Source organism: Microbacterium sp. KRD172, assembly GCF_017168295.1.
Taxonomy (GTDB): domain Bacteria; phylum Actinomycetota; class Actinomycetes; order Actinomycetales; family Microbacteriaceae; genus Microbacterium; species Microbacterium profundi.
On the sequence record NZ_JABFAS010000002.1, the window covers coordinates 85,964 to 98,871 of the forward strand.

15 protein-coding genes are annotated in these 12,908 nt (G+C 66.2%); 10 read left to right on the forward strand and 5 right to left on the reverse strand.

The genetic code is table 11. The features are described 5' to 3' along the window. Nucleotides 1-70 precede the first annotated feature (70 nt). Nucleotides 71-805, forward strand: a complete 735-nt coding sequence (locus J1M43_RS00485; RefSeq protein ID WP_206475356.1) for an SGNH/GDSL hydrolase family protein — start codon at nucleotides 71-73, stop codon at nucleotides 803-805. On the opposite strand, the gene J1M43_RS00490 is transcribed toward J1M43_RS00485, so the two are convergent. Next, the gene (locus J1M43_RS00490; RefSeq protein ID WP_206475358.1) at nucleotides 802-2,481 is read right to left on the reverse strand and encodes an RNA-binding domain-containing protein; all 1,680 of its coding nucleotides are present in this window, start codon (nucleotides 2,479-2,481) and stop codon (nucleotides 802-804) included. The genes J1M43_RS00485 and J1M43_RS00490 overlap by 4 nt on opposite strands. 302 nt (nucleotides 2,482-2,783) lie before the next feature. Here J1M43_RS00490 and J1M43_RS00495 point away from each other — a divergent pair, with 302 nt between their 5' ends. Continuing rightward, nucleotides 2,784-4,307 (forward strand): ATP-dependent DNA ligase, encoded by a 1,524-nt coding sequence (locus J1M43_RS00495; RefSeq protein WP_206475359.1) that lies wholly within the window; start codon nucleotides 2,784-2,786, stop codon nucleotides 4,305-4,307. A gap of 10 nt (nucleotides 4,308-4,317) precedes the next feature. Here J1M43_RS00495 and J1M43_RS00500 read toward each other — a convergent pair whose 3' ends face one another. Then, nucleotides 4,318-4,494, reverse strand: coding sequence for a hypothetical protein (locus J1M43_RS00500; protein WP_206475360.1), 177 nt, complete (start codon nucleotides 4,492-4,494; stop codon nucleotides 4,318-4,320). Nucleotides 4,495-4,608: 114 nt separating this feature from the next. Here J1M43_RS00500 and J1M43_RS00505 point away from each other — a divergent pair, with 114 nt between their 5' ends. Together J1M43_RS00505 and J1M43_RS00510 are read left to right on the forward strand one after the other, a co-directional pair. Next, nucleotides 4,609-4,872: a type II toxin-antitoxin system Phd/YefM family antitoxin gene (locus J1M43_RS00505; protein ID WP_033105475.1), complete on the forward strand. Its 264-nt coding sequence runs from the start codon at nucleotides 4,609-4,611 to the stop codon at nucleotides 4,870-4,872. Next, the gene (locus tag J1M43_RS00510) at nucleotides 4,869-5,249 is read left to right on the forward strand and encodes a type II toxin-antitoxin system VapC family toxin (protein ID WP_033105476.1); all 381 of its coding nucleotides are present in this window, start codon (nucleotides 4,869-4,871) and stop codon (nucleotides 5,247-5,249) included. The genes J1M43_RS00505 and J1M43_RS00510 overlap by 4 nt, the downstream gene beginning before the upstream one ends. 167 nt (nucleotides 5,250-5,416) lie before the next feature. Here the strand turns inward: J1M43_RS00510 and J1M43_RS00515 are convergent, their stop codons facing one another. Both J1M43_RS00515 and J1M43_RS00520 read right to left on the reverse strand, forming a co-directional pair. After that, the gene (locus J1M43_RS00515; protein ID WP_206475362.1) at nucleotides 5,417-5,953 is read right to left on the reverse strand and encodes a hypothetical protein; all 537 of its coding nucleotides are present in this window, start codon (nucleotides 5,951-5,953) and stop codon (nucleotides 5,417-5,419) included. Nucleotides 5,954-6,177: 224 nt separating this feature from the next. Continuing rightward, the gene (locus J1M43_RS00520; RefSeq protein WP_033105477.1) at nucleotides 6,178-6,402 is read right to left on the reverse strand and encodes a DUF2188 domain-containing protein; all 225 of its coding nucleotides are present in this window, start codon (nucleotides 6,400-6,402) and stop codon (nucleotides 6,178-6,180) included. A 237-nt stretch (nucleotides 6,403-6,639) separates the two neighbouring features. Between J1M43_RS00520 and J1M43_RS00525 the strand changes: the two genes are divergently transcribed. Together J1M43_RS00525 and J1M43_RS00530 are read left to right on the forward strand one after the other, a co-directional pair. Then, nucleotides 6,640-6,876, forward strand: a complete 237-nt coding sequence (locus J1M43_RS00525; RefSeq protein ID WP_206475364.1) for a toxin-antitoxin system — start codon at nucleotides 6,640-6,642, stop codon at nucleotides 6,874-6,876. Continuing rightward, nucleotides 6,873-7,301 carry a type II toxin-antitoxin system VapC family toxin gene (locus J1M43_RS00530; protein ID WP_206475366.1) on the forward strand — a complete coding sequence of 143 codons (429 nt, stop codon included), beginning with the start codon at nucleotides 6,873-6,875 and terminating at the stop codon, nucleotides 7,299-7,301. Before J1M43_RS00525 ends, J1M43_RS00530 begins: the two co-directional genes overlap by 4 nt. A 3-nt stretch (nucleotides 7,302-7,304) precedes the next feature. Here J1M43_RS00530 and J1M43_RS00535 read toward each other — a convergent pair whose 3' ends face one another. Next, nucleotides 7,305-7,907: a TetR family transcriptional regulator gene (locus J1M43_RS00535; protein WP_206475367.1), complete on the reverse strand. Its 603-nt coding sequence runs from the start codon at nucleotides 7,905-7,907 to the stop codon at nucleotides 7,305-7,307. A gap of 87 nt (nucleotides 7,908-7,994) precedes the next feature. Here J1M43_RS00535 and J1M43_RS00540 point away from each other — a divergent pair, with 87 nt between their 5' ends. The 4 genes from J1M43_RS00540 to J1M43_RS00555 all read left to right on the forward strand — a co-directional run bounded on the left by J1M43_RS00540 (nucleotide 7,995) and on the right by J1M43_RS00555 (nucleotide 12,623). After that, entirely contained in the window at nucleotides 7,995-8,588 is a 594-nt protein-coding gene (locus J1M43_RS00540) for a biotin transporter BioY (protein WP_206475368.1), read from the forward strand. 104 nt (nucleotides 8,589-8,692) lie between these two features. Further along, nucleotides 8,693-10,066, forward strand: a complete 1,374-nt coding sequence (locus J1M43_RS00545) for a plasmid pRiA4b ORF-3 family protein (RefSeq protein ID WP_206475369.1) — start codon at nucleotides 8,693-8,695, stop codon at nucleotides 10,064-10,066. Between the two features lie 80 nt (nucleotides 10,067-10,146). Then, on the forward strand, nucleotides 10,147-12,477 hold the full coding sequence (gene purL / locus J1M43_RS00550) for a phosphoribosylformylglycinamidine synthase subunit PurL (protein WP_206475370.1): 2,331 nt from the start codon (nucleotides 10,147-10,149) through the stop codon (nucleotides 12,475-12,477). Continuing rightward, nucleotides 12,474-12,623, forward strand: coding sequence for a hypothetical protein (locus tag J1M43_RS00555; RefSeq protein ID WP_160175039.1), 150 nt, complete (start codon nucleotides 12,474-12,476; stop codon nucleotides 12,621-12,623). The genes purL and J1M43_RS00555 overlap by 4 nt, the downstream gene beginning before the upstream one ends. Nucleotides 12,624-12,908: the final 285 nt, after the last annotated feature.

A 12,908-nucleotide genomic window follows, 5' to 3' on the forward strand; every position in this document is an offset into this window, starting at 1 on the left:
TCGGCGATGTGTATTACGACGCCTCCATCTCCCGCCCACGCTTCATCGACGGCGAGCTGGAGGTGAGTCGATGACGGATGCTACGCAGCTGAAAGCTCTGCTGGCCTCGGATGCTCCGCTGACCTGGGTGCTCACGGGCGACTCGATCACCCACGGGCTTCTGCACACGCGCGGCGCGCGCAACTACGTCGACCATCTGCACGAGCTGATCCGCGGGGATCTGGGTCGCGTGCAGGATGCCGTGATCAACACCGGGATCAGCGGATGGCGCATCCCGCTGATCCTCGACGATTTCGAGCGTCGCGTGGCGACGTGGCGACCTGATGTCGTCACGCTCATGATCGGCACGAACGACTGCTCGACCGTGTGGGTTGACCCGATCGTTTCGCCTGCGGAGTTCGGGGAAGGCATCGCGTCATTCGTGGCACGCGTGCGTGAGCTCGGTGCGATCCCGGTGCTGCAGACGCCGCCGTTCATCGACGTGAAGCATTCGCCCGACCGGTCGCGCATCGGCGAGTTCGCGGAGCAGATCCGCGCTGTCGCCGCGACTCACGATGTCATCCTCGTCGACCAGTTCCGCCTCTTCGCCGAGTTCTCGATCGGCACGGGCCCAGGCAACGAGGGGATGCCGTGGGGCCTGCTCGACGATGCATTCCATCCGAACGCGGCCGGGCACGCGGCTGTTGCGCTGGAGGTGGCACGCATGCTCGGGCTGGGCTCCGTTGCGGAGTCTCGAGTGCTGACCGATCTCACCGCGCGCCTGGCCGTGGCGCGGCATCCGCAGTGGGGCGTCGCCCAGGCCTAGTCGGATTGCGACGCCAGCTCGTACCGTGCACCCCTGCGTTCGCCGCGCATCTCGAGTGTCCCTCGTGTCCGCATGCCAACCAACAGCGTTTTCGCAGCATCCGAAGAGATCGAACACAACTCAGCCGCCTCACGCCGTGTAATGCTGCCATGTGAACGCACGTAGGTGAGAACCATCTGCTCTTGCTGCACCGAGTCGAACGCGCGCACTCTTACGTAGCCTGCTTTTGTCGAGAGCTGACGATACGAAGAGGCTGTGAGCGTGTATCGACGACCGCGACCATCACCCCTGGACTCGACAATCCCGCCCTCAATAAGTCTTGTCAAGGTGCTGCGGGTCGCCACATCGCTCGCCTGGGTGATGTTGGATAGTTCGCCAAGCGTCAACCGAGGATCGTCAAGCAACGCGTGCACAATCTGAAGTTCCTCAAGTGCGAAAGGTCGACCGCTTCGCTCGTCATGCTCGACAATGAACCTCACCACCGCGAGATCAGCGCGCCCCACAGCCACCGAAACTGCTACCTGCGAGCTGTCGCTTCGTGCGTAATCCGGCGCAGTCCGTCCGGTCCGCAATGACCATTCAAAGACTCGGTTGATACCGCGCCCCACGCGTTCGACGAGGCCCGCGCGCTGGAACGCTTCAGAGAGAGTTCGACTGCGCGGTCTTGAATTGGTCAAGAAGTTGTCCAGCGTGATTCCACGGGGGAATCCTCCCGGATTCGTGATGTTCAGCTCGTCTTCATTCAGCCGGATGGCGACCGCTCCTTGCACCGTGTAGTCGCGGTGCACCAGCGCATTCGCGATTAGTTCGCGGGCTGCCACTGGCGGAATTCGAGGCACTGCTACGCGAGTGAGGCCGATATCGATCTCTTCTTCCTCGTTGTATCGCTGTAACTGGGCAAAGAGCTCCTCAGCGGACTTCAGGAGCGGATCGTGCGCGAACACATTCTGCTTCACGGCTGTTCCGTCCATGACCTGAAAGGCAGTCTCATGCGTAGGTATGAAGCGCCGAATGCTCTCGGGGCGTCCGAACAACAACAGCGCCCCTCGACGGACAACAGGTACGTCTGGGCGTCCATCGAGCACGCCCAGCGCTCGACCGAGTTCGAAATCCGCGAGGCTGGCCAGCACACTCCCGGAGCTCGCACCTGCTAGACGTCTCATCCGGTCAAACTCAATCGGGTCTAGATCGTCAAGCGTCGCCAGTGGCTCAGCGATCAGCGAAAAATCAGTCTCGCCACGCTCGATACGCTCAGCGAGCATCTCGTGAGCGAGAAACGGTAGGCATCCAGGTTTGCCATCTCCCCCGAGTCCGCGTCGGACATACAGCCCTTTCGATGTACCAACCACCGTGGGTGCCGAGGGGACTCGGACGGTGATGATCGCCTTCTCGTGGATCATCACAGTTTCGACGTCGGTGACGACCGGCGGCACCGTCTTGTTCGAGATGACTGCCTGCAGCCGCAACGGATCGGTGTTGTCACCATGGCGACTACGCGCGCCCGTGATTACTCCGTCATCCTCGACGCCTATCAGTAAGAGTCCTCCGCCGCCGTTTGAGAGGCAAGCGACCGCCTCGGCGATCTTGTCGTCGCTGAAGCCGCCCTTGTCCGATTTGAACTCGACGGCCAGAGTCTCCCCGCGGTCGATGATCTCTTGCAGCTCATTTGGCGTCATATGGAAGAGTTTCCCATAAGTTATGGAATTTAGGCAGGTGCTCTCATGTCATCCAAACTTTCCATTCCATATTCCAAATCCCGGTGAACCTCGTCAGAGGGACGTTAACTCCACCGATCCGAGTCCCCGGGATCACGAACGACGCTGTGAGGTGCTCCGCCGCATCGTCAGTCGGGCGTTCGCGCCGCCTGCGCGCTGACGACGAATTTCGGATGCCGGCGGACACGGCCGCCCTCGCAACCCTGCGGCGCGGCCTTTCACCGTCTGACCCGAACGTCGCACCCCGGTGCGAGAATGCCGTCATGAAGCTCTCCGAGCTCACAGACACCGCCGAGGCGGTCGCGGCCACGTCATCGCGACTGGCGAAGACCGACGCCCTCGCCCGGCTGCTCGAACGCGCCGGGCCTGACGAGATCCCCGCGCTGATCGGGCTGCTGCTCGCCGCTCCGCGCCAGGGGCGTCTGGGCGTCGGATGGCGCGGCCTCACTGCGCTCGTGGTCGCTCACGCCGACGAGTCGGCCCTCGGCATCACCGACGTCGATCGTGCGCTCGAGGCCCTTGCCGCGGCATCCGGGGCCGGATCAGCCGCCGCCCGCACGCGTCTGCTCACCGACCTTGCATCCCGCGCGACTGCCCAGGAGTGGGACCTCCTCGCACGCGCGATGCTCGGCGAGCTGCGCACCGGTGCGCTCGGCGGAGTGCTGCTCGACGCGATCGCCCGCGCCTCCGACCGCCCGGTCGCGAGCGTGCGCCGCGCCGCCATGCTCTCCGGCGACCTCGGCGACACCGCGCTTCTCGCGCTGACCGGCACCGCAGAGCAACTCGACGAAGTCGGCCTGCAGGTCGGCCGGCCTGTGTCGCCGATGCTCGCAGGCACCGCCACGACCGCGACGGCCGCGCTCGAACTCACCGGCGAAGCATCCGTCGAATACAAGCTCGACGGCGCCCGCATCCAGGTGCACCGGCACGGCGACGACGTCGGCGTCTACACCCGCAGCCTCGCCGACATCACCCACCGCGTGCCCGAGATCGTCGAGATCGTGCGCGGACTGCCCACCACCGATCTCATCCTCGACGCAGAGACGCTCGCACTCGACGAAGACGGCGGGCCGCGCCCGTTCCAGCAGACCATGTCGCGCTTCGGCGCCGATGTCGCCCGCGATGTCGTGCTGCGGCCGTGGTTCTTCGACCTGCTGCACGTCGACGGCCGCGACCTCATCGACGAGCCCCTCTCCGAGCGGCTCCAGGAACTGGATCGGATCGCAGGCGAGTGGCGGATGCCGGGAATCATCACCTCCGATGCGGATGCCGCTGAGCAGCTCTCTCGCGAAGCCCTCGCCGCAGGGCACGAGGGCGTGCTCGTGAAGGCGATCGGATCGACCTACACGGCCGGACGGCGCGGCAAGTCGTGGATCAAGGTAAAGCCGGTGCTCACCTACGACCTCGTGCTGCTCGCGGCGGAGTGGGGATCGGGGCGCCGGCGGGGCAAACTCTCGAACCTGCACCTTGGCGCCTACGACCCATCCGGCGAGTTCGGCGAACCGGGCGGCTACGTGATGGTCGGCAAGACGTTCAAGGGACTCACGGACGAACTGCTGCAGTGGCAGACCGAGACCTTCCCGGCGTACGAGACGCGGCGGACGGCGAACACCGTTTTCCTGCGACCGGAGCTCGTCGTCGAGATCGCGATCGACGGGGTGCAGACCTCGCCCCGATATCCAGGCGGCATCGCTCTGCGCTTCGCCCGAGTCAAGAGGTACCGCCCCGACAAGACCGCGGCGGAGGCCGACGGCATCCAGACCCTGCGAGCGCTGCTGCGGGGGTGAGTCGGGCGGGCTACTCCTGCTTGCTGAATGCCCCGCGCAGCACCAGATACACGACCACGGCGACCACGGCCACGAGGGCGAGCTTGGCGATGAACCACAGCACCGAGAACAACGCGCTGACGACGAACCATGCGACGATGACCGCGACGACGACACCGACGATTGTCCACACGTTGCTCTTGTTCATGAGTCCAGCGTAATCGCGCAGCATCCACGAGTTTGAATGTCGGCGATACCCGTAAGAATGACCACAGAAGCATGTGAACTAGTACTTCTAGTAGTTCAGGCGTATTCTGGGGAGATGGCCGATGTGACGAAGACCGAACTCAACCAACAGACCGCGCGAGTGCTGGCGCGTGTCGCTGCCGGCGAGCGGCTCACGGTCACCGATCGCGGGCGGCCGATCGCCGAACTGTCACCACCCGCGAAGGATACCTGGGCCGAGCTCGTCGCGAGCGGCCAGGTGACAGTGCCGAAGGCCAACGGCGCGCTTCGGCTACCCGCCGTCAAGTCGGGCAAGACCAGCCGCGAGATCCTCGACGACCTGCGAGCGGATCGCCTGTGATCTACCTCGACACCTCCGCCGCCGCGAAGGTCTTGATCGATGAGGCCGAGACCGACAGCATCCGAAAGCTGTTCGCCGACGACACTGAGTTCGTGTCATCCAAGCTTCTGGCCGTCGAACTTCATGCCGTCGCTGATCGCCGCATGGTCAGCGCGGATGCTGCACAGGAGTTACTCGACCGTGTGGCACTCGTCTCGCTCGGTGACGGCATCCTCGAAGACGCGATCACGATGCACAGCGGACTCCGCACGCTCGACGCCCTGCACCTCGCGACCGCGGTCCGCATCAAGAGCGCAATCTCCGGCATCCTCACCTTCGACAACGAACTCGGCGCCGCGGCGGAGCGTCACGGGATCCCCCTCGAAGAGGTTCAGTAGGGACCGAACCGCTCCGCTGACGCGACCTGCTGCGCCACGCGGCGCAGCGCCAGCAGCAGCGCGCTTCGTGGACGGTCGCACTGAGGCGGGTGCGCGCGCCTAGGGTGTCGCAAAAGGTCGCTGAAACCGCGCGAAGGCGGCAACACGCGCCACCTCCCGCGGACGCGTTAGCGCGGTTCGCCCACCAGCGGCCAGCGGCCGGTGCGCTCGCGGAACCGGATGGCGTCGAACAGGGGCTCGACGGGGAACAGCCGCGGATTGATGCTGAACTTCACGCCGGATGCCGAGCGCACCCGGAAGTTCGGCTGCCCGTTGATGTCCCGCATCCGGTAGTCGACGATGTCGACGTACTTGATGACGCGCTCACGGCCGAGGATCGTGCGGAAATGCACTTCGTCTGATCGGGCATCGACGTACCAGTTGTTGTACATGACCAGGAAGAACACCCCGCCGGCGGCGATCACGAGCGAGGCGATGCGCATCGGCAGCAGATCGGCCGTGTAGCGGGACGTGAACGCACTCAGCGCCAGCAGGAATCCGACCGCGAGCAGCATCCATCCGGCGAGCGGGACGAAGATCGGCATCCGCACGCGGGACGGCGCCCGCTTGGAACGGTTCGGACGCTTCATCGCCCACCACACTCCGGCTGCGACGACGAGTATCGCCAGCGCGATCAGGGCGTACTTCAGGGCGAATGCGGACACGTGACGACCTTACGCGTTGGCGGCATCCTCCCGCCCAGCCCGGAGGTGTCGCTTGGTGCCGCCTCTGCGCCACTGAGGCGGCCACTCACGCCACCTCCACCCGCGCGCATCCCCCGCGCAACCCGGAGGTGTCGCTTGGTGCCGCTTCAGTAGCGCAGAGGCGGCCACTAACGCCACCTCCACCCGCGCGCATCGGCGACACCGTGCGGGCGTGCCGATCGGGCTCAGACGAGGTCGCGGGGGTTCGTGCCGTGGGCCGCGCGGTCGTCGGTCGGGCCCTCGGAGAACTTGAGGTTGTGCTCGACCTGCCGCGCGACGGCGGCTTCACGCCCCGCGGCGATCGCTTCCTTCTCCTTCTCGAAGCCGGGGCCGAGCGTGCGCGATTCACCTTCGATGCGGTTGAACCACAGCCCGTCCTGGCGGAACGTCTCGATGTCGCCTGCAGCCATTTCGTCTCCTTACGTCGTGTTCACTTCTTGTCTACGACAGCGCCGGCGCACGGCGAACCCCCTTGCCTGCAGAGCGGATGCTGGCTAGCGGAGCCACGCAGGTCACCGCTGTCGATCAGATCGGCGTCAGGTTATCCACACTCGATCCAGCACGGTGCCCTGACTCGATACAGTCGGCCGACGACGCTCTGGAGGTAAACTGTGACAGCAATGACAGCAATGCCGTCAGGAGGCACCATGTCGACCATCACAGTGCGCGGGCTCGACGACGTCGTCGTGCGTGCACTCAAGCTGCGCGCGGCACGAGAGGGTCGGTCGATGGAGGCCGAGGTTCGCTCCATTCTGACCGCCGCAGCGAAGGGCACCGAGAACGAACGCGGATTCGGCAGCTTCCTCACGACGACCTTCGCTGGTGCCGGCGCGCCTGAGATTCCCGCCCGCACCGAGCTTCCCGAGGCCGTCGATCTGACGTGATCATCCTGGACACGAACGTGATCTCCGAGATGATGCGCGCGGAGCCGAATCCGGACGTCGTCGCCTGGCTCGATGAGATTCCGCGTGGAGAGATCTGGACCACGACGATCACCGTCGGCGAGATCGCGGCCGGAATCGCACTGCTCCCGGCGGGCGCCCGTCGGAACCGACTTGCGGAAGCATTCCAACTCGCGCTGGACGGCTTCGAGGAGCGCATCCTCTCGTTCACCACGGTCGTAGCTCTCGCGTACGGAGACCTCATCGCGGCACGCACCGCCGCCGGAACCCCCATTAGCATCGCCGACGCGCAGATCGCGGCCATCGCCGCGGTGTCCGGCGGCACGCTTGCCACTCGCAACCTCACCGACTTCGTCGGCACGGGCATCGATCTCGCCAGCCCGTGGGACACGGCCCGTCGCCGTTGAAGGTCAACGACCGCTACGGGCACCGGCGGCGGACCGCACGCCTGCCACCACCATCTTCAACCCGGCATCGAAGGCGTCGACCTGGTCCGCGACCTGCGCCGGTGTGAGATCGGCCGAAGCATCCGCCGCCCCCACCACAGCGGCGTGAACGCGCTGCTGTTCGTGGAACGTGTAGCCGATCACGTAGTGCACGACGGTGTCGGCCGCGATCTGCGCCGACGCAGCGTCGAGCCCCGAGGCTTCCGCCGCGGCGACGAGCCGAACTCGGCTCGGCAGCGCCAGCAGCCCTAGCGCGAGCGAGCTCGACACGAGCTCGGCACCGTCGCGGTGTGCGAGCAGCTTCTCTCGCAGCGTCTTCGCGATGGCGACGAGATCGGGCGCAGCATCCGGGGTCTGGTCACCCAGCGCGACGATCCGCTCACTCACCGCCGCGAGCAGGCTCTGCTTGTTCGGGAAGTGCCAGTACAGCGCGCTCACCTGCACATCGAGTACGTCGGCGATCCGCCGCATCGACAGGCCGGGCAGTCCGTTCTCGGCGAGCACACGCATCGCGGCGTCGACGACGCCGGTGCGGTCATTGCGGGCGGATGCAGGCACGGCATTCATGCTGCTACTCTACAGAACACCGTTCAGGTGAACACTGTTCTAGTGAGCACTGTTCAGGAAGCAATCAAGGAAGCCCCAAGGAGACCGATGTCAACCGCAGCAGCCCCGCGCCGCACCTTCCCGGTGCTGGCAGACCTCATTCCCGGCACACGAGTGCGCGATGTCGTCCTGACTCTCATCGGCACGGCGTTCATCACGGTCGCCGGCTACATCACGATCCCGCTGCCGTTCACGCCGGTGCCGATCTCGCTCGCCACCTTCGCGGTGCTGCTGACCGGCGCGGCGCTCGGTCCGCTGCGAGGGTCGGCGAGCGCAGGCGTCTACCTCGTGCTCGGCCTCATCGGCGTGCCGCTGTTCGCCCATGGTGCATCCGGCTGGGCGTTCTCGTCGTTCGGCTACATCCTCGGCTACGTCGTCGCGGCCCTGATCGTCGGGGCGCTGGCCCGCCGTCGCTCCGACCGCTCTGTGTGGTCGACCCTCGGGCTCGCCGCCGTCGGATCGCTCACGATCTACGCCTTCGGAGTGCCGTGGCTCGCCACGTTCGCGGGCATCGATCTCGCCACGGCCTTCGCTCTCGGCGTGCTGCCCTTCCTCATCGGAGACGCTGTGAAGATCGTCGCGATGGCGGGGCTCCTTCCCGCTACCTGGCGCATCGTGGATCGGTCGGGCGAGCGCAGCTGAGCCACGCACTGTGCGACCGGCAAGAGCCACCGGCACCAACGGCATCCGTCGCAGGCGCTCGACCGAACTCGCCTGATGTCCGACCCGAGTTCTACGCTTGACATATGACCCGCTATCGATTGCGTTCGAGCCTCGTCGGCAGTGAGCCGGAGATCTGGCGCACGTTCGAGATCGAAGGCAGCGCCAGCCTTCGGATGCTGCACCTCGCGCTGCAGACGATCATGGGGTGGCGCGAGTCACACCTGCACGCGTTCACAGATGCCGACCCTTACGATCGCGCTCAGCATCCGTCGCGCCGGTGGGAGGCACTCGATTTCGAGAGCGATGAGGGCACGCTCTCCGAAGATGACTTCACCGTCGACGACGTGCTGCAGGGCGGGAGGACGCTCTGGTACGAGTACGACTTCGGCGACGGATGGATCCATCGGTTGGACGTCATCGAGCAGCTGCCGTCCGAGCCCCACTTGACCACGGTCGTGCTGCTCGACGGCGCGAATCGCGGACCGTTCGAAGACTCAGGCGGTGTGGGCGGGTATGCCGAGAAGATCGCGATCGCGGCCGACACGCAGCATCCGGAGCACGAGTCGATCGTCGACTGGATCGACACCACGGTCGGGCCGTGGGCGCCCCGCGAGCCGGGAATGTTCGACCTCGTCGGCGTGCAGTCCGAGCTGAATCTGATGTTCAATCCTCGCGCTTCAGGAATTTCACCGAACGACATGTCCGGGCTCGTCAAGGTCGAGGCGCATCGACGGCGCGGAGACGTCGATGAGACCTCACCGATCGCCGATTTCGCGTCGCAGCTGCCACCGCCGATCCGCTCCGAGTTGCGTCAGCATCTGCAGCACACCGGCGTGCTGGGTCCCAGTGCGGTCGATGCCGACACTGCGGCGCGCATCATCCGTCCGTTCGCCTGGCTGATGGATGCGGTTGGGCCCGCGGGCCTCGACTTGACCGCCGCCGGGTGGATGCCGCAGGCCACGGTGCTCGCAGGCATGACCGAACTCGGCTGGATCGCCGACTGGATCGGCAAGGGCAACCGCGAAGACGTCACCCCTCCGATCGCTGTGCTGCGCGAGACGGCGCAGCACATCGGGATTGTGCGCGTGCAGAAGGGCCGCCTGCTGCTGAGCGCGGCGGCGAAGAAGGCGCTCGGCGACCCCGTTGCACAGTTGCGACTGATCGCCGGGGGTCTGTATCGAAGGCTCAGCGATGCCGAGACGGATGCCGCGGTGCTGCTGCTCCTCACCGTCGCCGACGGCACACCCCGCGAAGAACGTTGGCGGGCCATTGCCTTCGGCCTGGAGATGTGCGGATGGCAATCGTCGACCGGGTGGCGCTTCACGAAGCAGGACATCGGCCACGCGACGTTCTGGGTGCAGCGAGTGCTCGATCAGCTCGGGGACACACCTCGCCTGCGTAGATTCGACGAGGAGAGCCCACTGTTGAGCACGTTCGCCCGCGAGGCGCTGCGTTAGCGCGTTGCGCACACAGATTCACGCACGTGAACCGCCGGTAGACTTGACCTCGCCCCGCCGGCCCTGATCTTGGAGTGCGCGTGACCACCCCCACCCCCGAAGCATCCACTCGTCAGCACGTCCCCGACTCCGTGAGCAACGCCGAGGCGACTCCCGAGAAAGAGCAGCCGTACGCGGCGCTGGGGCTCAAGCCCGACGAGTACGCCCGCATCCGCGAGATCCTCGGTCGTCGCCCCACCTCGGGCGAGCTGGCGATGTACTCCGTCATGTGGTCGGAGCACTGTTCCTACAAGTCGTCGAAGAACTACCTGAAGCGCTTCGGCGCCAAGGTCTCCGACGAGATGAAGGAACGCCTCATGGTGGGCATGGGCCAGAACGCGGGCGTCGTCGACGTCGGCGAGGGCTGGGCCGTCACGTTCAAGGCCGAGTCGCACAACCACCCGTCCTTCATCGAGCCGTTCCAGGGTGCGGCGACCGGAGTCGGCGGCATCGTCCGCGACATCATCTCGATGGGTGCTCGCCCTGTGGCTGTCATGGATGCGCTCCGCTTCGGCGCCATCGACCACCCGGACACCGCCCGCGTCGTGCACGGTGTCACCGCCGGCATCAGCTTCTACGGCAACTGCCTGGGGCTTCCGAACATCGGCGGCGAGACGGTCTTCGACTCCGTCTACCAGGCCAACCCGCTCGTCAACGCACTCGCGGTCGGTGTGCTCCGCCACGAAGACCTCAAGCTCGCCAATGCCGAAGGAGTCGGCAACAAGGTCGTCCTCTTCGGCGCCCGCACCGGCGGCGACGGGATCGGCGGCGCCAGCATCCTCGCATCCGACTCGTTCGACGACGGCGGCCCGACGAAGCGCCCCGCGGTGCAGGTCGGCGACCCGTTCGCCGAGAAGGTGCTCATCGAGTGCTGCCTCGAGCTCTACAAGGGCGAGCTCGTCGAGGCCATCCAGGACCTCGGCGCAGCCGGCATCTCGTGCGCGACATCCGAGCTCGCGGCCAACGGCAACAGCGGCATGAAGGTCTCGCTCGACAACGTGCTGCTGCGCGACCCCTCGCTGACCGCTGAGGAGATCCTCATGTCGGAGTCGCAGGAGCGCATGATGGCCATCGTCGCCCCCGAGAAGCTCGATGCGTTCATGGAAGTCGTGAACAAATGGGAGGTCGAGACCAGCGTGCTCGGCGAGGTCACCGGCGACGGCCGCCTCGTCATCGACTGGCAGGGCGAGCGCATCGTCGACGTCGACCCGTCGACGGTCGCGGTCGATGGCCCCGTCTACGACCGCCCTGTGGCCTACCCGACGTGGATCGACGCTCTGCAGGCGGATGCTGCTGAGCTGCTGCCCCGCACCGACGACGCCGAGGTGCTGCGCGAGCAGTTCCTCCTGCTCGTCGCATCCCCGAACCTCGCCGACACGAGCTGGATCACCAACCAATACGACTACTACGTGCTCGGCAACACGGCGCTGGCCTTCCCCGATGACGCCGGCATGATCCGCGTCGACGAGGAATCGGGCCTCGGCTTCGCGATCTCGACCGACGCCAACGGCCGCTACTGCCAGCTCGACCCGTACGCGGGCGCGCAGTTGGCTCTCGCCGAGGCATATCGCAACGTCGCCGTCACCGGCGCCACCCCGACCGCGATCACCGACTGCCTGAACTTCGGCTCTCCCGAGAACCCCGAGGTCATGTGGCAGTTCGGTCAGACGGTCGACGGCCTGGCCGACGGATGCTACGAACTGGGCACCCCCGTCACGGGAGGCAACGTCTCGTTCTACAACCAGACCGGCGACACCCCGATCCACCCCACCCCGCTGGTGGGCGTTCTCGGCATCATCGACGACGTGTCGCGCCGCATCCCCTCGGCCTGGCAGGACGAAGGTCAGAACATCTACCTTCTCGGCACCACCTCGACCGAGCTGTCCGGCTCGGCCTGGGCCGAGACGGTACACAACCACCTCGGCGGTCTGCCCCCGAAGGTCGACCTCGCCGGCGAGAAGCGACTGGCAGGGCTCATCGCCGCCGCGCGCGATGAGTGGTTGATCTCCAGCGCCCACGACGTGTCCGAGGGCGGGCTCGCCCAGGCCCTCGCCGAGGGCGTCACGCGCTTCGGCATCGGCGCCCGCGTGTGGCTGACGGAGATCATGGACCGCGACGGCGTGGATGCTGCATCCGCTCTGTTCTCAGAATCGACGGGCCGCGTCATTGTGACCGTTCCTCGCGAGGATGACGTGAAGTTCCAGGGCCTGTGCGAAGGACGCGGATACCCGGTGCTGCGCATCGGCGTGACCGACACGGTCTCCGACCTCGAGGTCACCGGGCTGTTCACGGTCTCGGCGGCCGAACTGCGTGAGCGCTCGCAGGAAACACTGCCGGCGGCGTTCGGTCCGACCGTTTCGGAGCCCGTGTGAGTGACGTCGAGCGGCACAGCGATGACGACTACGGCGACCTCAACGCGACGCGCAACCGGCGCATCCGCATCATCGCCTGGACGACGATCATCGCGCTGATCCTCGGCGGCGGCGGCGCGACCGTGCTTTCGCTGCTCTTCGGCTGAGCGTACGTCGGCCGAACGTCCGTGCGGGTCGTTGAGCGAGCAAGCGGGTCGTTGAGCGAGCAAGCGGGTCGTCGAGCGGGCAAGCGGGTCGTCGAGCGAGCAAGCGGGTCGTCGAGCGAGCAAGCGGGTCGTTGAGCGAGCGGAGCGAGACGAAACGCGTTGAGCGAGCGTAGCGAGTCGAAACGTCACGCCCCGCAGCCCCGACTCCTCCTCCACAGCATCCGCCTTCCACCGAAAAATCCACCTTTCACACCTTCGTGTGCTGGAATGTCGGACTGTCCGCGA